14 protein-coding genes are annotated in these 18,155 nt (G+C 63.1%); 11 read left to right on the plus strand and 3 right to left on the minus strand.

All coding sequences use genetic code 11. The annotated features are described in order from the left end of the window. Nucleotides 1-4: 4 nt before the first annotated feature. From FJ418_RS06160 to lpxB, 8 genes are all read left to right on the plus strand, one after another. On the plus strand, nt 5-820 hold the full coding sequence (locus FJ418_RS06160; protein WP_140864281.1) for a phosphatidate cytidylyltransferase: 816 nt from the start codon (nt 5-7) through the stop codon (nt 818-820). 104 nt (nt 821-924) lie between these two features. Continuing rightward, nucleotides 925-2,067, plus strand: a complete 1,143-nt coding sequence (gene rseP, locus FJ418_RS06165) for an RIP metalloprotease RseP (RefSeq protein ID WP_140856787.1) — start codon at nt 925-927, stop codon at nt 2,065-2,067. 218 nt (nt 2,068-2,285) lie between these two features. Beyond that, the gene (gene bamA / locus FJ418_RS06170; RefSeq protein WP_140864283.1) at nt 2,286-4,649 is read left to right on the plus strand and encodes an outer membrane protein assembly factor BamA; all 2,364 of its coding nucleotides are present in this window, start codon (nt 2,286-2,288) and stop codon (nt 4,647-4,649) included. Between the two features lie 78 nt (nt 4,650-4,727). After that, nucleotides 4,728-5,783: a UDP-3-O-(3-hydroxymyristoyl)glucosamine N-acyltransferase gene (lpxD, locus tag FJ418_RS06175; RefSeq protein WP_140864285.1), complete on the plus strand. Its 1,056-nt coding sequence runs from the start codon at nt 4,728-4,730 to the stop codon at nt 5,781-5,783. Continuing rightward, on the plus strand, nt 5,776-6,237 hold the full coding sequence (gene fabZ, locus FJ418_RS06180; RefSeq protein WP_140642679.1) for a 3-hydroxyacyl-ACP dehydratase FabZ: 462 nt from the start codon (nt 5,776-5,778) through the stop codon (nt 6,235-6,237). The genes lpxD and fabZ overlap by 8 nt, the downstream gene beginning before the upstream one ends. 15 nt (nt 6,238-6,252) lie before the next feature. Beyond that, nucleotides 6,253-7,089, plus strand: a complete 837-nt coding sequence (gene lpxA / locus FJ418_RS06185) for an acyl-ACP--UDP-N-acetylglucosamine O-acyltransferase (protein ID WP_140864287.1) — start codon at nt 6,253-6,255, stop codon at nt 7,087-7,089. Next, the gene (gene lpxI, locus FJ418_RS06190) at nt 7,076-7,993 is read left to right on the plus strand and encodes a UDP-2,3-diacylglucosamine diphosphatase LpxI (protein ID WP_140864289.1); all 918 of its coding nucleotides are present in this window, start codon (nt 7,076-7,078) and stop codon (nt 7,991-7,993) included. Before lpxA ends, lpxI begins: the two co-directional genes overlap by 14 nt. Next, nucleotides 7,983-9,170 (plus strand): lipid-A-disaccharide synthase, encoded by a 1,188-nt coding sequence (gene lpxB / locus FJ418_RS06195; RefSeq protein WP_140864291.1) that lies wholly within the window; start codon nt 7,983-7,985, stop codon nt 9,168-9,170. Before lpxI ends, lpxB begins: the two co-directional genes overlap by 11 nt. Nucleotides 9,171-9,251: 81 nt before the next feature. Here lpxB and gltA read toward each other — a convergent pair whose 3' ends face one another. Next, a complete protein-coding gene (gene gltA, locus FJ418_RS06200) occupies nt 9,252-10,580 on the minus strand; it encodes a citrate synthase (protein ID WP_140653109.1) in 1,329 nt (442 codons plus the stop codon). A 179-nt stretch (nt 10,581-10,759) separates the two neighbouring features. Continuing rightward, nucleotides 10,760-12,184 (minus strand): glutamate--tRNA ligase, encoded by a 1,425-nt coding sequence (gene gltX / locus FJ418_RS06205; RefSeq protein WP_140653111.1) that lies wholly within the window; start codon nt 12,182-12,184, stop codon nt 10,760-10,762. A gap of 103 nt (nt 12,185-12,287) precedes the next feature. Here gltX and FJ418_RS06210 point away from each other — a divergent pair, with 103 nt between their 5' ends. Then, entirely contained in the window at nt 12,288-14,744 is a 2,457-nt protein-coding gene (locus tag FJ418_RS06210; RefSeq protein ID WP_140864293.1) for a ComEC/Rec2 family competence protein, read from the plus strand. 40 nt (nt 14,745-14,784) lie between these two features. On the opposite strand, the gene lexA is transcribed toward FJ418_RS06210, so the two are convergent. Then, entirely contained in the window at nt 14,785-15,519 is a 735-nt protein-coding gene (gene lexA / locus FJ418_RS06215; RefSeq protein WP_140642666.1) for a transcriptional repressor LexA, read from the minus strand. 449 nt (nt 15,520-15,968) lie between these two features. Between lexA and kynU the strand changes: the two genes are divergently transcribed. Together kynU and FJ418_RS06225 are read left to right on the plus strand one after the other, a co-directional pair. Beyond that, entirely contained in the window at nt 15,969-17,216 is a 1,248-nt protein-coding gene (gene kynU / locus FJ418_RS06220) for a kynureninase (RefSeq protein ID WP_140864612.1), read from the plus strand. Nucleotides 17,217-17,270: 54 nt separating this feature from the next. After that, a complete protein-coding gene (locus FJ418_RS06225) occupies nt 17,271-18,101 on the plus strand; it encodes an alpha/beta hydrolase (protein WP_140864295.1) in 831 nt (276 codons plus the stop codon). The last annotated feature ends 54 nt before the right edge of the window (nt 18,102-18,155 follow it).

Below are 18,155 nucleotides of genomic sequence, written 5' to 3' on the forward strand. Positions count from 1 at the left end.
ACGCATGAGCAATCTCAAGCAGCGCGTCATCTCGGCAATCGTGATGGCGGCGCTGACGCTTGCCCTCACCTGGCTCGGCGGATTGCCGTTTCGGCTGTTCTGCGCGGGAATAGCGGCGCTGATCTTCTATGAATGGACGCGCATGGCGCGCCCCGCGAGCGGGGCGGCTCTTGGCTTCCTGCCGGAAGCGCTGATTCTGGTTTTCATCGGCGCGCTGATCGCCGGCGTGCCGGCTTTGTGGCTGCTCTTGCTTGTCGCGATCCTTGTGGCGGTCGCGGCCATTGCCGCCCGCGTGGGAGGGCCTGCGCCGTGGGAAGCCCCTGGACTGGCCTATGCGGCTCTTTCCGGCTTTTCGCTCGCCTATGTCCGTGACGACAATCATTCCGGACTGATTGCGATTCTCTTCCTGTTCGCCGTGGTCTGGGCGACCGACATTGCGGCCTATTTCGTCGGCCGCGCGGTCGGCGGCCCGAAGCTCGCGCCGTCGATCTCGCCCGGCAAGACGCAGAGCGGCGCGCTGGGCGGCGCGGCCGGCGGCGTTGTCGCCGGCTTGCTGCTGGCAGTTGCGGCCGGGGCCGGCAATCTCGTCCAGCTTGGCCTCGTCGCCCTGGCGCTTTCGATCGTTTCGCAGATCGGCGATCTGTTCGAATCATGGGTCAAGCGCCGGCACGGCGCCAAGGATTCCAGCAATCTCATTCCCGGCCATGGCGGCGTCATGGACAGGGTGGACGGGCTTGTCGCGGCCGCGTTCGCGCTGTACGTCTTGGGCTGGATCGCGGCGGGCGCCGAGCATCCGGCACTGGGGCTGTTTCCAAACTGAACGACGCAGCAGTAAGGCGAAAAATGGCGCGCGCCACGGATTCGCCCGGATTGATGCCACAGTCGCGGTGGAGTGTCGCGTGCGGGCGAATTTGAGGGCATGACTTGAACGACATCTTTCACGCGGTCTTCAGCACACAAGGCTTCGTCCTTGGCACGCTGGTGCCGTTCCTGTTCGTGCTGACCGTGGTCGTGTTCGTCCATGAGATGGGCCACTATCTGATCGGCCGCTGGTGCGGCATCGGCGTGAAGGCTTTTTCCATCGGCTTCGGCCCTGAGATCTTCGGTTTCTACGACCGCCGCGGCACGCGCTGGAAGCTCTGCGCCATTCCGCTTGGCGGCTATGTCAAATTTGTCGGCGACATGAACGCGACATCGAGCCAGCCGAGCACGGAAGAACTCGAATCGCTGACGGAAGCCGAGCGCGAGGTCGCCTTCCACACGCAACCCATCTGGAAGCGCGCCGCTACCGTCGTTGCGGGGCCGCTGTTCAATTTCCTGCTGACGATCGTCGTGTTCGCGGTGCTGTTTTCGCTTTATGGCCGTCCGGTCCTGGAGCCGACAGTCGCCGAAGTCACCAAGGGCAGCCCAGCGGAAAAGGCTGGAATCCAGCCAGGCGACCGATTCGTCAAAGTCGACGGCAGCAAGGTGGAGACCTTCGCCGACGTGCAGCGGCTGGTTTCGGGCCGGGCGGGCGACGCCATCGCCTTCACCATGCTGCGCGACGGCAAGGAAATCGACGTTACGGCCACGCCGGAGCCGATGGAGCAGCAGGATGCGCTGGGCAACAAGATCAAGGTCGCGGTGATCGGCGTCGTCAACAACGCCGAGCTTGGCCAGCCGCGCCTGATCTCCTATACGCCGGCCGGCGCCGTTGTGGCGGCGGTGGAGGAAACCGGGCATGTGATCGAGCGCACCGGCCAGTTCCTGCAACGGTTTGCGCTTGGACGCGAGGACAAATGCCAACTGGGCGGTCCGATCAAGATCGCGAAGATGTCGGGTCAGGCAGCCAAGCTCGGTTTCGAGTGGCTGGTGCAGCTTGTTGCATTTCTGTCAGTCGGGATAGGATTTCTCAATCTCCTGCCGATTCCCCCTCTCGACGGCGGCCACCTCTTGTTCTACGGCGTGGAGGCCATCATACGGCGGCCCGTTTCGGAACGAATGATGGAGATGGCCTACCGGGCCGGGTTGTTCCTGGTGCTCGGCTTCATGGGCTTCGTGTTTTGGAACGATCTGTTTGGGTGCTGAAATCATGAAGAAATTTGGCTTCAGACCCGGTCATATTGAGATGCCGTTTACCATGCGTGGGGATATGCGTGACGCGAAAGCCACGCGGTACGGTTAAGTAAATACAAATTAACCGGGAGCCTTGCGTGTAGGGAAAATCCGGTTAATACGGTAAGGGAAAATACCGCACGTCCGGTTTTCTCGCCGTGGGGACTACGAGAAAAAGGTACAAAAGCCCGATGAAGGCAGCATCCAAGTTTCTGAGCGCCGCTTCCGCGGCGGCTTTGTCCGCCGCTCTGGTCGTACCAGGCGCGCTCGCAGTGCAGTTGGTCGCCACGTCGGTGGCGGAGGCCGCCGTCGTTTCGCGTGTCGAGGTCAGCGGCAACCAGCGGGTCGATGCGGAAACCATCCGCAATTACATCACGATCAAGCCGGGCAAGCCCTTCTCCAGCTCCGATATCGACGACGCCGTCAAGGCGCTGTTCGGCACCGGCCTGTTCTCGGACGTTCAGATCAACCAGGTCGGTTCGAGCCTGGTCGTCAAGGTCTCCGAGTACAAGGTCGTCAACCAGGTTCTGTTCCAGGGCAACAAGAAGATCAAGGACAACGCGCTTCAGATGGGTATCCAGCTGAAGCCGCGCGCGACCTTCTCGCAGCAAACACTGGACGCCGACGTCGAGGCCATCAAGATGGCCTACAAGCGCATTGGCCGCGACGATGCCGCCGTGACCACGCAGATCATGGATCTCGGCGACAACCGCGTGAACGTGGTCTTCAACATCAACGAAGGCGGTCGTACCCAGATCGCGGCGATCAATTTCGTCGGCAACCACGCTTATTCCAGCCGTCGCCTGTCGGACGTCATCAACACCAAGCGCTCGTCGTGGCTGTCCTTCGTGCTGCGCGACGACGTCTATGACGAGGACAAGCTGCGCGCCGACCAGGAACTGCTGCGCCGCTTCTACTACAATCACGGCTATGCCGACTTCCAGGTCGTCTCGGCCGTCGGTGAACTTGACGACGCCACCAACAAATATACGGTCACCATCACCGTGCAGGAAGGCGATCGCTATACGTTCGGCGACGTCAGCGTTGAAAGCACCATTCCCGAGGTCGACTCGAAGTCGCTGGAATCCGCGGTCGAGACCCACAAGGGCGACGTCTACAACGCCAAGGACGTCGAGGATTCGATCGTCGCCTTGACCGAGAAGGTCGCGGGCTCGGGCTATGCCTTCGCCCAGGTGACGCCGCGCGGCGACCGTAATTTCGAGAACCACACCATTTCGGTCGTCTACACCATCGACCAGGGCACCAAGGCCTATGTCGAGCGCATCGAAATCCGCGGCAACGACCGCACGCGCGACTATGTCATCCGTCGCGAATTCGACGTCAGCGAGGGCGATGCCTTCAACCAGGTCCTCATCCAGCGCGCGAAGAAACGGCTCGAGAGACTTGATTATTTCCAGTCCGTCGACATCTCGACGGTTCCTGGGTCGGCGCCTGACCAGGTCGTACTGGTGGTTAATGTGGTCGAGAAGTCGACCGGCGAATTCTCGGTCGGCGCGGGCTATTCGACCGGCGGCGACACGCCCGGCCCATCCGTCGAAGGCTCGATCACCGAACGCAACTTCCTCGGCCGTGGCCAATATATCAAGCTGTCGGCAGGCGGCGGCAAGAATTCGCGTGACTTCGCGGTTTCCTTTACTGAGCCCTACTTCCTCGGCCGGCGCATCGCGGCAGGCTTCGACATCTACAAGTCGACGCGCAACTATGATCACTACGATACGGACACCACCGGCGCGACCGTTCGGTTCGGCCTGCCGATCACCGACAGCATTTCGACGCAGCTGGCGTACAATATCTCGCAAGAGAAGTACTCGCTTGCAGACGACTGCACGACCGATGGGGTCTATGACCAAAACAAGTGCACCATCTCCCAGGCGATTCGGGATGGTGTTGCGGAAAGCCCTTGGCTCAAGTCGTCGGTCAGCCTCGGTCTGGTCTACAACACAATCGACGATATGAAGAACCCGCATGAGGGGCTTTATATTACCGGTACAACCGAGTTTGCCGGTTTGGGCGGCGACGCCAAATGGGTCAAGTTTACGGGTCGCGCAAGCGTCTACCAGACTCTGTCCGAACAGCTTGATATCGTCGGCTTGGTTTCGGGCGGCGCAGGCTACCTTGCGGGCTACGGCAATGGCGACCTCCGGATTTTCGATAACTTCCAGAGCAATGATCGCATGATCCGCGGCTTTGAGTATGGCGGCATCGGTCCGGTTGCTGGCGATGGCAGCGGTGATCACCTTGGCGGCACGACGTATTTCAATGCCTCCGCAGAAGCCCAGTTCCCGTTGCCGGTCATTCCGGAAAGCTTCGGACTGCGTGGCGCCGTCTTTGCGGATGCGGCGACGCTTTATGGCAACAAGCTTGAGGGCGTTAATCCGGATTCAGTCGACATGAAGCTCCGCGCTTCGGTCGGTGTCGGCCTGATGTGGGCCTCTCCATTCGGCCCGATCCGCATCGACTATGCGATCCCGGTCAAGAAAGAGTCGACCGACGATGTGCAGGAATTCAACTTCGGTATCGCGACCCGCTTCTAATTTCGTGGTTGCGATGGTTCCGGGCCGGCTGACGGCCCGGAGTGGACCGATCCGACTCAGCTGGATATAGCTTCTGGAATGACCGATCCGGTGTTCTTCGCGCCTTCACGCCGGTATACGGCTGGCGAGGTCGCGAATCTGACCGGCGCCAGCCTACTCGATTCCGATCAGGCCGAAATTGCCATCGAGGCGCTGGCTCCCGCCAACGAGGGTGGCAATGGCGCGCTCGTCTATGTCGACGGCAAGCGCAATTTCGCCCTGATGCAGTCGCTCAGGGCCGCCGCGGTGCTGTGCCCTGCCGATTTTGCCAGCAAGGCGCCGCCGGGCATCGCGGTGCTCATGCATCCGCGTCCGCAGCAGGCTTTCGCGATGGTCGGGCGCCTGTTGTTTCCGCAGGCCGCGACTCCGGGGCCAATGACCGGAGAAACCGGCATCTCGGCGCATGCGTTTATCGATCCATCCGCGCATGTCGAGGACGGGGCGATCGTGGAGGCGGGTGCCGTGATCGGTCCCGGCGTATCCATCGGCAGCGGCACGGTCGTCGCGCCCCACGCCGTTGTCGGCCGTTCCTGCCAGATCGGCCGCGACGGCTTCATCGGCCCCGGTGCCAGCATTCAATATGCGCTTGTCGGCAACCGCGTCATCATCCATGGCGGCGCCAGGATCGGCCAGGACGGTTTCGGCTTCGTCGGCGGCGCCAAAGGACCTGAACGCGTGCCGCAGATCGGCCGCGTCATCATCCAGGACGATGTCGAGATCGGCTCCAATTCGACCGTCGACCGCGGCGCCATGTCCGACACCATCATCGGCCAAGGCACCAAGATCGACAATCTGGTGCAGATCGCCCACAATGTTCGCATCGGCCGCAATTGCATTATAGCCGGGCTTTCGGGTATTTCCGGTTCCGTCGTCGTCGGCGACAACGTCACCATGGGCGGCGGTGTCGGCCTTGCCGACCATCTGACCATCGGACCAGGGGCCAAGCTTGCTGCGAGAAGTGGATTCATGAACAACGTGCCGGCAGGCGAGGTCTGGGGAGGTTACCCGGCGCAGCCCATGGCGGAAGCCATGCGCGAGATAGCGATGCTGCGCAGGATGGCCAGGACGCGCAAGCAAGGCGACGGAAATGGCTGATATGGTGGCAACGACACTCGACGCGGTCGACATCATGGGGCTTATGAAGCTCCTGCCGCATCGCTATCCATTCCTGCTGATCGATCGCATCGTCGACATAGACGGCGACGAGTCCGCTGTCGGCATCAAGAACGTGACCATCAACGAGCCGCATTTCCAGGGCCATTTTCCCCAGCAGCCGGTCATGCCCGGTGTGCTCATCATCGAGGCCATGGCCCAGACCGCAGGCGCGATCTGCATTCGCAGCCTCAACACCGAGAAGCCGTCGCTGGTTTATTTCATGACCATCGACAACGCGAAATTCCGTAAGCCAGTCGTTCCGGGCGATCAGCTCAGGATCCACGTCAAAAAGATCAAGAAACGCGGTAACCTGCTGAAATTCGCCTGCGAGGCGATGGTTGACGGCGCGAAAGCCGCCGAAGCCGAGGTTTCGGCCATGATGGTTACCGGCTGACGGTTCGAAATGCTCATGAAAGTCGAGACATCCATTCATCCTTCCTCGGTCGTCGAAGAAGGAGCCCGGCTCGGCGAAGGCGTCCGCATCGGACCCTTCTGCCATATCAGCGCCGATGCAATCATTGGCGATCGTGCGGAGCTGGTCAGCCATGTATCGGTGATGGGCGCCACGACCATCGGAGCCGGGACGAAGGTCTATCCGATGGCGACGCTCGGCGCGCCGCCGCAGAACACCAAGCACAAGGGCGATCGCACCACCCTAGTCATCGGAGCGAACTGCACCATTCGTGAAGGCGTCACAATGCATGTCGGCACCGACACCAGCCGTGGCGAGACAACTGTCGGCGACAACGGCAACTTCCTCGCCTACGCCCACATCGCCCATGATTGCGTTGTCGGCAAGAACGCTACCTTCGCCAATGGCGCGACGCTCGGCGGACATTGCGAGATTGGCGACAACGTCTATATCGGCGGCCTAAGCGCGGTTCACCAATTCGTGCGCGTCGGCGACAACGCCTTTCTCGGCGGCTGCTCGGCTTTTGTCGGCGATGTCATTCCCTACGCCATTGCCGTCGGCAACCGCGCCAGCCTGCGCGGCTTGAACATCATTGGTCTCAAACGCTCCGGTCTGCCGCGTTCCGAGATCTACCTGCTGCGCAAAGCTTATAGGACGATTTTCGATCGTTCCCGCACCGTCGGTGAGAATGTGGAACTCGCCAAGGCCGAGTTCGCCGGGTCGCCAACGGCCATGAAGATCATCGATTTCATCACCAGTCGCGACAAGCGACACTTTGCCGTCCCATCGCTCAAAGGTGGCGGCAACGATGACAGCGGCGATGACGAGGTCTGAGCGCACCGCATCAGCGTTCCAACTCGCGCCGGGCTCGAAGGTCGGCATTGTTGCCGGCGGCGGCAGCCTGCCCGTCGAAGTCGCCGATGGCCTGGTCAAGCACGGTTTTGTGCCCTTCATCATCATCGCTGCCGGTGAGGTCGACCGCGAGGCGGACTTCGCGGCCTACGATCAGGAAAAACTCGCGCTGGAAGACATCGGACTGCTGTTTCCGTTGCTGAAGCGCCGGGGCATCACGCACCTTGTCCTGGCCGGCGAGATCAAGCGCAGGCCACGGCTGAGCAGGATAAAGCCGACATTTGGTCTGCTGACGATAATTCCCTCCGTGGTCAGAGCGTTGCGACGCGGCGACGACGGCCTGCTGAAGGTGTTGACCCGAGGCCTGGAAAAGCGAGGCGTCAAGGTCGTCGGCGCGCACGAAGTCGTTCCGGAACTGACGGCTGGCGAAGGCCCATTGACGGTGACCGGGCCAAACCAGTCCGACTGGCGTGACATCGAAGCCGCCCGTAAGGCGGCCAAGGCCATCGGCGCACTCGATATCGGACAGGCTGCGATTGCGATTGGAGGTCGAGCCGTCGCGCTGGAAGGCATTGAAGGCACCGCCGGCCTGCTCGACAGAACGCGGGAATTGCGCGGCCACGGCAGGCTGGCCGGCAAGGCGCGCGGCGTGCTGGTCAAATGCGCCAAGCCGGGCCAGGAATTGCGCGCCGACTTGCCCACTATCGGCCCGCAGACCATCGAGGCCGCTCATGCGGCAGGCCTTGCCGGCATAGCCGTCGAAGCCGGCCGTTCGCTTATCCTTGAAGGTCCGACCACGCTTGCTCGCGCCAATGCGCTTGGCCTGTTCATTGTCGGCCTGCCCGCGACGAAAATGGCCAATGGGGAGCCGGCTAATGGTCGCTGACAAGCCGCTCAAGATCGCGATCGTCGCCGGCGAGGAATCCGGCGATCTGCTTGGCGCCGACATCGTGCGGGCGCTCGAACGCACGACCGGCCGCAAGGTTCAACTCGTGGGCATTGGCGGCAGGCACTTGCAGCAGCTGGGACTGAACCCGCTCTTCGACGGCGGCGAGATCGCGCTGATGGGTTTTAGCGCGGTGCTGCGCGACCTGCCGCGGCTGATGCGCCGTATCAGCCAGACGGCGGCGATGATCGCGGCCGAGCGGCCCGATTGCCTGGTCACCATCGACAGTCCGGACTTTTCGCTGCGCGTCGCGAAGAAGGTCCGCGCAACGGCGCCGGCCATTCCGATTGTCCACTATGTCTGCCCGAGCGTATGGGCCTGGCGGCCGGGCAGGGCGGTGGCGATGAAGCCCTATGTCGATCACATCCTGTGCATCCTGCCGTTCGAGGTGAAGGCGCTCGCCCGCCTTGGCGGGCCGCCCGGCACCTATGTCGGACACCGGCTGACGCAGGATCCGGGCGTGCTTGGCGCCGCCAAGGCGCAGGCGATGCCGCGCGACCTGTCCGGCGATCGCGTCAAGACGCTGCTGGTGCTGCCCGGTTCGCGCCGCGGCGAGGTGAGGCGGCTGATCGAGCCGTTCGGCAAGACGATGTCGGTCCTGCGCCAGCGCGGCCATCGTCTGCGTCTGCTGCTGCCGACGGTGCCGCATGTCGCCGATCTGGTGAAGACGTCGGTCGCGAGTTGGGACGACAAGCCGGAAATCATCACCGAGCCGGAGCGCAAATGGCAGGCTTTCGGCAAGGCCGATGCGGCGTTGATCGCGTCTGGAACGGTTTCGCTGGAACTGGCGCTCGCAGGCGTTCCGATGGTTTCCTGCTACAAGCTCGACCCGATCGCGCGCCAGATTCTGCAGCATATGGTGACGACGTGGTCGGCACTGCTGCCCAATTTGATATCCGACCGCGCGCTGGTGCCGGAATTCTACGATCAGTATGTCCGGCCGGAAAACCTAGCCCGGCAGCTGGAAGCCCTGTTTGCCGACACCGGCATGCGCGCCTGGCAAAAGGCGGGCTTTGCCGAGATCGTCCGCCGCATGACGACCGAGCGGCCCTCGGGCGAGATCGCCGCCGAGGTGGTGATGGGGTGCATCAGGAAGGCAGTAGGCAGTAGGCAGTAGGCAGTAGGCAGTAGGCAGTAGGCAGTAGGCAGTAGGCAGTAGGCAGTAGGGGCTCTCTTTCTACTGCCTACTCACTATTCCCTATCTCTTAGCAATCGGCACGTAATCGCGTTCCGTGGCGCCGGTGTAGAGCTGGCGCGGGCGGCCGATCTTCTGGTGCGGATCCTCGATCATTTCCTTCCACTGCGCGATCCAGCCGACGGTGCGGGCAACGGCGAACAGCACGGTGAACATGGTGGTTGGGAAGCCCAACGCCTTTAGCGTGATGCCGGAGTAGAAGTCGACATTCGGGTAGAGCTTCTTTTCGATGAAGTAGGCGTCGGTCAGCGCGATCTTTTCCAACTCCATGGCGATGTCGAGCAACGGATCGTCCTTGATGCCGAGTTCGCCCAGCACCTCATGCGCCGTCTTCTGCATGATCTTGGCGCGCGGATCGTAGTTCTTGTAGACGCGATGGCCAAAACCCATCAGCCGGAACGGATCGTTCTTGTCCTTGGCGCGGGCGATGAATTCCGGGATGTGGTCGACATGGCCGATCTCGCCCAGCATGTTGAGCGCTGCTTCGTTGGCCCCGCCATGCGCCGGACCCCACAGGCAGGCAATGCCGGCGGCGATGCAGGCGAACGGGTTGGCGCCCGAGGAGCCGGCGAGGCGGACGGTCGAGGTCGAGGCGTTCTGCTCGTGGTCGGCGTGCAGGATGAAGATGCGCTCCATGGCGCGCGCCAGCACCGGATTGATCTTGTATTCCTCGCACGGCACGGCAAAGCACATGTGCAGGAAGTTGGCGGCGAAGTTCAGCTCGTTCTTCGGGTAAATGAACGGCTGGCCGATGTGGTATTTGTAGGCCATTGCCGCGATCGTCGGCATCTTGGCGATCAGGCGCATCGAGGCGACCATGCGCTGGTAGGGATCCGAGATGTCGGTGGAGTCGTGATAGAAGGCCGATAGCGCGCCGACCACGCCGCACATGACGGCCATCGGATGCGCATCGCGGCGGAAGCCGGTGAAAAAGCGCGACATCTGCTCGTGCACCATCGTGTGGCGCGTCACGCGATAGTCGAAATCCTCCTTCTGCGCCTTGGTCGGGAGTTCACCGTAGAGCAGGAGGTAGCAGACCTCGAGGAAGTCGCCATGTTCGGCAAGCTGGTCGATCGGATAGCCGCGATGCAGCAGGATGCCGGCATCGCCGTCGATGAAGGTGATTGCCGACTCGCAGCTTGCCGTGGAGGTGAAGCCGGGGTCGTAGGTGAAGACGCCGGTCGTGCTGTAGAGCGCGCCGATATCGATCACGTCAGGCCCGGTCGACCCGCTTCGCACCTTGAATTCATGGGTCTTGCCGGCGAGTTCGAGCCTGGCGGTCGACTCATGCGCCTTGCCGCTCGGTTCCAGTTTTGTCGCAGCTTCGCTCATTGCAAACTCCTTTATGTTCCTCATGCCGGCAAGGCAATTCCTGCAAACGACACGTCGAAATCACCGGAATGCGCGAACTTGCCATCGCATTTTAGGAGGTGCGTGCCAGATTGGGCCAAGCCTAATGTTGCACTGCGAAACACACCTTTCAATGCCAATCTTCTTGGGCCAGTTCGCTGCTAATCGATTTGATCTCCAATCCTCGCCAGGCTTTCCTGGCGACCCAACACGGCAAGCACGTCGAACACGCCGGGCGAGGTGCTGCGGCCGGTCAGCGCGGCCCGAAGCGGCTGTGCCACGGCGCCGAGCTTGTGCCCACCGGCCTGCGCAAAGTCGCGGATCGAAGCCTCGGCCGAGGCGGCGCTCCAGTCGCCCTCGACGGCAGACAATGCGCCATGCGCGCCGCGCAGAATCGCGCGCGCATCCGCGTTGAGCAAGCCGGCCGCCTTCTCATCCAGCGGCAACGGCCGCTCGGCGAACAGAAACGCCGCTCCGTCGACCAGCTCGACCAGGGTCTTGGCCCGCTCCTTGAGACCGGGCATGGCGGCAAGCAGTTGCGCCTTGCGCCTGTCGTCGAGCTTTGCCGCGAACGTCGGGCCGCCTTCGAGATAGGGCAAGGTGGCGACGAAGATGTCGAACAGCGCCTGGTCATCCATCTTGCGCATATGGACGCCGTTCAGCGCCTCGAGCTTGGCGAAGTCGAAGCGCGCCGCGCCCTTGTTGACGTCGCCGATGTCGAACCACGCGACCATATCCTTGACCGACATCACCTCGTCGTCGCCATGGCTCCAGCCGAGCCTGGCCAGATAGTTGAGCAGAGCCTCGGGCAGATAACCCATGGCGCGATAGGCCTCGACGCCGAGCGCGCCGTGCCGCTTCGACAGCTTGGCGCCGTCGGCGCCGTGGATCAGCGGGATGTGCGACATCGACGGCACATCCCAGCCCATGGCGTCGTAGATCACCGTCTGGCGCGCGGCATTGGTCAGGTGATCGTCGCCGCGGATGATGTGGGTGACGCCCATGTCGTGATCGTCGACGACGACGGCATGCATGTAGGTCGGGACGCCGTCGGAACGCAGGATGATGAAGTCGTCGAGATCCTTGTTCGGGAAGCGCACCTCGCCCTGCACGCGGTCGTTGACGATCGTCACGCCTTCGGTCGGCGCCTTGATGCGGATCGCACCCTTGACGCCTGCCGGCGCCTCGGAGGGGCCGCGGTCGCGCCATTGGCCGTTGTAGCGCGGCGGCAGACCCTTGGCGCGGGCCGCCTCGCGCATCGCCTCCAGCTCGGCCGGCGTCTCATAGGCGTAATAGGCCTTGCCCATGCGCACGAGCTCCTCGGCCACCTCGCGATGACGCGGCGCGCGCTCGAACTGCGAGACGGCCTCGCCGTCCCAGGAAAGGCCAAGCCAGGTCAGCCCGTCGAGAATGGCGGCGGTGGCAGCTTCGGTGGAGCGCTCGCGATCGGTATCCTCGATGCGCAACAGCATCGTGCCGCCGGTGTGCCTGGCATAGAGCCAGTTGAACAGCGCCGTACGCGCCCCGCCAATATGCAGGTAGCCTGTGGGCGAGGGGGCAAAACGGGTGACGACCTTGTCGGACATGGAACTCTCGAGGAAGCACTGAAAAAATGCATGTTTCGCGCGAACTTCCACGCGACCGGCGTTCATGTAGCATAGGCGGTCTGGGGCGCAAGGGGCAGACCCGATGGCTGGACGTGGCCGGGGCGCGGAGGAGGGCGGGGGAACGACAGCTGGCGTCAGCGAACGCCTGATGTTTGCCCATGCCGCGCCCGAAGAGGGAGCGCCGGTTTCGCTTCCGGAGCCGCGGGCACCTACCGAGTTTATGCCCCCCGGTGACGGTGCAATACAGCCGGTCTCGCCAACGGCGAGCGTCGGCCGAATCCGCAAACAGCTTGGCCGCGCCTCGCTTCCCGCATTGCGCCGAAGCATCGGCACCGCTGCCGCCACCGAGCTCGACCGCGGTATCGGCTTCCTGCTGGTGCCGGTGTTTTTGGCCGTCGGCGTCATCTATTACTTCTCGCTGAGCGCTGAGCCGGATCTCTACAGGCCGCTTGCGGCAGTGGCCCTGATGGCGGTCTGCGCGGCGGTCTCACATTCCCGGCACAGAACGCACCTTGTCTTCATGGCGGCGTTTTTCTGCGCCTTGGGCTTTCTCGCGGCCAAGGTCGAGACCTGGCGGATGGCAACCCCGATGCTGGGTTCGGAAATCCAGACACGGCTGACGGGTCGCCTCGTCACCGCCGAGGCGATGGCCAATGGCCGTGTCCGGCTCACCATCGACTTGATTTCCACGGAACGTCCGAAGCTGCGCTATGCGCCGGACCGCGTCAGGTTGTCGGCCCGCAGGATCCCGCCCGGCATGACAGCCGGGTCGATGCTGACCGGCTATGCCAAGCTGTTGCCGCCGACCGGCCCGGTTCGGCCGGACAGCTACGACTTTTCCTTCGACAGCTATTTTGCCGGCATTGGCGGCAGCGGCTTTTTCCTGGGTGATCCAAAGCTGATTGCGCCGGTGGAGGCGCCCTTTGGCGCCCGCATCGCATCGGCGGTGGAAAACGCGCGCGAAGGGATTGCAGACCACATCAGGAGCAGCATCGGCGGGTCCGAAGGCGAGATCGCAGCGGCGCTGATCGTCGGCGTTCGTGCCGGCATTCCGGAAGCCATCAACGAGTCGATGCGGCGAACCGGCATCTACCACATCATTTCGATCTCCGGCCTGCATATGGCGCTGGTCGCCGGCACGATCATGGTCCTTTTGCGCGGCGCCTTCGCGCTGTTTCCGGATTTCTCGTCGCGCCGACCGGTGAAGAAATATGCCGCTGCAATCGCGCTGCTCTCGATCGCCGCCTACCTCGTGATCTCCGGCGTCGTGGTGGCCGCCGAGCGAAGCTTCATCATGCTGGCCGTGATGCTCGCCGCCGTGCTCTTCGACCGCGCGGCGCTCACCATGCGCAACCTGGCGATCTCGGCCATCGCCGTCATCCTTGTCTCGCCGCACGAAGTGGTCGGCCCAAGTTTCCAGATGTCCTTCGCCGCCACCGCCGCGCTGGTCGGCGCCTATGCCGGTTTTGCCGACTATCGCGCCGGCAAAACGACCGCGCCGCCGGCAAAGCGTTCGTTTCTTGCGTTCCTGTCGCAAAAACTGGCGATCGGTGTGGGTGGTGCCGCCGTGACGTCGCTCATCGCGGGCAGCGCGACATTGTTGTTTGCGATCTGGCACTTCCAGCGGGTGTCGCCGCTCAGCCTGCTGGCCAATCTGGCGGTCATGCCGATCGTCTCACTGATCGTCATGCCGTTCGCCGTGTTGAGCGCCCTGGCCATGCCCTTCGGCTTCGACGGCCCATTCCTTTATGTCATGGGCAAAGGCCTGACGGCGATTATCGTCATTTCGGCGTGGATCTCCGAGCGCTCACCGGTCGACGCCGTCGGGCTGATCTCGATCCAGTCGGTGCTGCTGGCGACGGTCGCGCTGGTCATCGCGACGATGGCCACCACTTGGCTTAGGCTTGCCGCCGTACCCTTCGCGCTTGCCGCGCTGCTGGCCATTCCGCATGTCCGCGCCCCGGATGTGCTTGTCTCGGAGGATGCGCATCTGGTGGCGATGCCGATCGGCGGCGGCGAGCTTGCCATCAACCGCGCGCGCTCCAACGACTTCACCACCGACAACTGGAAACGGGCGCTGAAAGCCGAGGAAATCGTACCGCCGGAGACGTTCGCTAAAGACGCCCTCGACATCGCCGATCCCGTCGACCTACCGCCCGGCTCGCCCTTCTATTGCACCGGCGACCTCTGCATCGGCCGGCATCCTTCCGGCGCCATCGTCGCGCTCACCGAGAATCGCGCCAGCGCCCGGCCTGCTTGCGGTTTCGCCGACCTCATCGTCATCGACGACGCCACGGCCTTCAACCCATGCCGCGATCCGCGCGTGCTTGTCGTCACCAAGCGGCAACTGGCACGCGACGGCAGCGCCGCCATCTTCTTCGATCCGCAATCGGCAACCGCGCGGCCAATCGTTCGCTACGCGGTCGAAGAACCGTACCGACCCTGGCACGAGCAGCGGAAATACGCGCGTGAGGCGAGGGGGCTGCCGCCCTATCAACGACCGGAAAAGCCGGCGGTCGCGCCGCAGCCTACAGAATAGGTGGCACGCAGTTCCGGCGAAGACCGCCGCGCGGTTCTGCTCAGTAACGGCGGATGAGTCCGACGAGCTTACCCTGAACCTTGACCCGGTCCGGTCCGAAGATACGGGTCTCATACGCCGGGTTGGCGGCTTCGAGCGCGATCGAGGCACCCTTGCGGCGGAAACGCTTCAGGGTCGCCTCCTCATCGTCGACCAGCGCCACCACGATCTCACCCGGGCTTGCCGTGTTGGCATTGCGGATGATGACGGTATCGCCGTCGAAGATGCCGGCCTCGATCATCGAGTCGCCCTTGACCTCCAACGCGTAATGCTCGCCGCCCATGATCATGTCCGGCGGCACCGAGATCGAATGCGTCTGGTGCTGGATAGCGTCTATCGGCACGCCGGCGGCGATGCGGCCCATCACCGGAATGGACACGGCCGAAACAGCGTCGTCGTCATTGCTGGGTGTCGGCGTGCGAGAGGGCGCCGCCGGCTTGACCTGGCGGCCAAGATTGCCCTGGCCGCCCTGGATGACGCTCGGCGAAAACTTTCTCGCGGCATTCAGGCCAGGCGCGATCGAGTCGGGCAGCCGCAGCACTTCAAGCGCGCGCGCCCGGTTCGGCAGCCGGCGAATGAAGCCGCGTTCTTCCAGCGCCGTGATCAGCCGATGGATGCCCGATTTGGAGGCCAGATCGAGCGCTTCCTTCATCTCGTCGAAAGACGGCGGAATCCCGCTCTCCTTGAGGCGTTCATGGATGAACATCAGCAGTTCATGTTGTTTGCGCGTCAGCATGGCGGCCCCCTTGGGTTCTGAAACCGGAATCAGAAAAACAAACCCAGAACAAACACTATCTGTTCCAGTTGTGTTCCGCAACCGTTTAAAGTTTAGTGAATTTGTTGAGGCTTCGGAAACAATGTTGCATCCAAGGGATACCTGGCCGAGTCAGGTCAGCGGTGTCATTGATTCCGCTCGATTATGCGGCCCTCCTTAAGCTGAAGCGCGGTCCAACACCATCACAAAGGCGCGGGCGGGATTGCTTCGGCTCTTGCGCGAACGTGCTTCACCGTGAACGAAACGGACCCAAAATGCCAACTTCGGCAATGATTCCGATCCATGGTCTTCGCCGTCTATGGACCAGCTAACATAGCGCAGAAGGTTCTTGCCGTGGCACGGACGGTGGTGAGACAACCGTCCTTGGCCAGCCGTGAGAGGCGCCATGCCGAAATGGAGGCGGCAGCATGATGGGGGGAATTCCTGATCTCGCCGAGACCGAGGCGATGGATGCAGCGGATCCGCTGCGCGCCCTGCGCGATCGCTTTGTCCTGCCGGAGGGGGTGATCTACCTCGACGGGAATTCGTTGGGAGCGGCCTCGCACGCCGCATTCGATGAGTTGCGCAAGGCAGCTGCCGAGGAGTGGGCGCATGACCTCATTCGTGCCTGGAACAAGGATGGATGGTTCGACATGCCGGTCGAGCTGGGCGACCGGCTCGGACGCCTGATCGGCGCGGCGCCGGGCCAGACCGTGGTCTGCGACACCACGTCGATCAACATCTACAAAGTGCTGCACGCGGCGATGGCGATGCGGCCGGACCGAACCGTGATCGTTGCCGAGGGCGACAGTTTTCCGACCGATATCTATATGGCCGAAGGGGTGGCCTCGACCGGAAAGAACACTGTCCTGCGCCTGGCTGGCGTGGACGCGCCGACCATCGAGGAACTGATCGACGAACGCGTGGCGGTGGTGTTGGTCAACCACGTCAATTACAAATCCGGCGAGTTGCGCGACATGGCGGCGCTTACGCGCATGGCGCATGACGCCGGTGCGCTGATCGTATGGGATCTCTGCCACAGCGCGGGCGCCATGCCGGTAGAACTTGACAGGGCAAGCGCCGATTTCGCCGTCGGCTGCACCTATAAATATCTCAATGGCGGGCCAGGTTCTCCTGCCTTCATCTATGCGGCCGAGCGGCATCTTGCCGATGTGCGGCAGCCGCTCAGCGGGTGGTGGAGCCATGCACGGCCGTTCGCCTTCGAGCAAGCCTATGCGCCAGGCACCGGCATCCGCCGATTTCTGTGCGGCACGCAGCCGGTCCTGTCGATGCGGACGCTGAAAGGCGCGCTCGACATCTGGAACGGCGTTGACCTGGCGACGGTGCGGAGGAAGAGCATTGCGCTGGCCGATCTGTTCATCGAACTCGTCGAGGCACGGTGCGGCGGTTACGATCTTACGCTGGAAAGCACCCGCGACGGCCCCAAACGCGGCAGCCAGATTTCCTTCATTCACCAGCATGGCTACCAGATCATGCGGGCCCTGATCGAACGCGGCGTGATCGGTGATTTTCGGGCGCCGTCGACCATGCGCTTCGGTTTTACCCCGCTCTATGTCGGCTACAGGGATGTCTGGAATGCCGTCGAAGTGCTCGAGGACATCTTGCGGACCGGCGTCTGGCGAGAAGCCCGCTTCGCGGTCAAGACAACCGTTACCTGACCGCGGCGATGCCAATCAAAACCACTCGACATTGAGCTGATCGTGGAGGGGCCGTTGCTCGGACACCGTATTGCCGACTGGGACAACGCCTATGCCAACGGCGCGAACATCGCCGGCGGCGACCGCTGGCCCGCGGCTTGGGATCAACCGGCGCGGGCCTTTCGGGAAAAGCTGCTGGCGCAAGGCAGGGCGCGGTTCGATATCGTGTACGGCGAAGCGCCGCGCAACCGGTTCGATCTGTTTCTCCCACCTGCTGCGCCAAAGGGGCTCGTCGTGTTCATCCATGGCGGTTACTGGATGGAATCAGACAAGACCTCCTGGTCGCATCTGGCTGGAGGTGCGGTCGGCCACGGTTTTGCCGTCGCCATGCCCTCTTACACGCTTTGCCCGCAGACCAGGATCAGCGGCATCGTCAACGAGGTTGCGGCAGCGATCGAGAAGGCGGCGGCGATGGTCGATGGTCCGCTGGTGCTGACCGGGCACTCGGCCGGCGGGCATCTCGCCAGCCGGATGGTGACCGCGGCCTCGCCGCTGTCGTCCGATGTGACGCGGCGCATACGCCAGGTCGTTTCGATTTCAGGCCTGCACGACCTTCGGCCGCTGATGTTCACCGCACTGAACGAGACCCTGAACATCGACGAGAAGGAAGCGTTGAGCGAAAGCCCGGCTTTGCTGCGGCCTCGGCGGGGAGCCCGCATCACCTGTTGGGTCGGCGGCGGCGAGCGTTCGGAATTCCTGCGCCAGAGTACATTGCTTGCCAACATCTGGACCGGGCTCGGCGCTGTAACCCATTCAGTGGTCGAGCCGGACCGGCATCATTTCAATGTCGTCGATGGTCTCGCCGACCCGGATCATCCCCTCACTCGCGCACTGATCGCCGAATAGAGCAATTCGGCGGTGTGGACGGTTTCGGTCGAGAATTGCGTTAAAACGGCGGGA

Origin of the sequence: Mesorhizobium sp. B2-8-3, assembly GCF_006440815.1 — a bacterium.
Classification (GTDB): domain Bacteria; phylum Pseudomonadota; class Alphaproteobacteria; order Rhizobiales; family Rhizobiaceae; genus Mesorhizobium.

Bases quoted from the DNA above. Each gene is read 5' to 3' on its own strand.
- lexA (WP_140642666.1), bottom strand. From the start codon at position 15,519: ATGCTGACGCGCAAACAACATGAACTGCTGATGTTCATCCATGAACGC.
- gltX (WP_140653111.1), bottom strand. From the start codon at position 12,184: ATGTCCGACAAGGTCGTCACCCGTTTTGCCCCCTCGCCCACAGGCTAC.
- kynU (WP_140864612.1), top strand. From the start codon at position 15,969: ATGGGGGGAATTCCTGATCTCGCCGAGACCGAGGCGATGGATGCAGCG.
- fabZ (WP_140642679.1), top strand. From the start codon at position 5,776: ATGGCTGATATGGTGGCAACGACACTCGACGCGGTCGACATCATGGGG.
- FJ418_RS06160 (WP_140864281.1), top strand. From the start codon at position 5: ATGAGCAATCTCAAGCAGCGCGTCATCTCGGCAATCGTGATGGCGGCG.
- lpxA (WP_140864287.1), top strand. From the start codon at position 6,253: ATGAAAGTCGAGACATCCATTCATCCTTCCTCGGTCGTCGAAGAAGGA.
- lpxD (WP_140864285.1), top strand. From the start codon at position 4,728: ATGACCGATCCGGTGTTCTTCGCGCCTTCACGCCGGTATACGGCTGGC.
- FJ418_RS06210 (WP_140864293.1), top strand. From the start codon at position 12,288: ATGGCTGGACGTGGCCGGGGCGCGGAGGAGGGCGGGGGAACGACAGCT.
- gltA (WP_140653109.1), bottom strand. From the start codon at position 10,580: ATGAGCGAAGCTGCGACAAAACTGGAACCGAGCGGCAAGGCGCATGAG.
- lpxI (WP_140864289.1), top strand. From the start codon at position 7,076: ATGACGAGGTCTGAGCGCACCGCATCAGCGTTCCAACTCGCGCCGGGC.
- bamA (WP_140864283.1), top strand. From the start codon at position 2,286: ATGAAGGCAGCATCCAAGTTTCTGAGCGCCGCTTCCGCGGCGGCTTTG.
- lpxB (WP_140864291.1), top strand. From the start codon at position 7,983: ATGGTCGCTGACAAGCCGCTCAAGATCGCGATCGTCGCCGGCGAGGAA.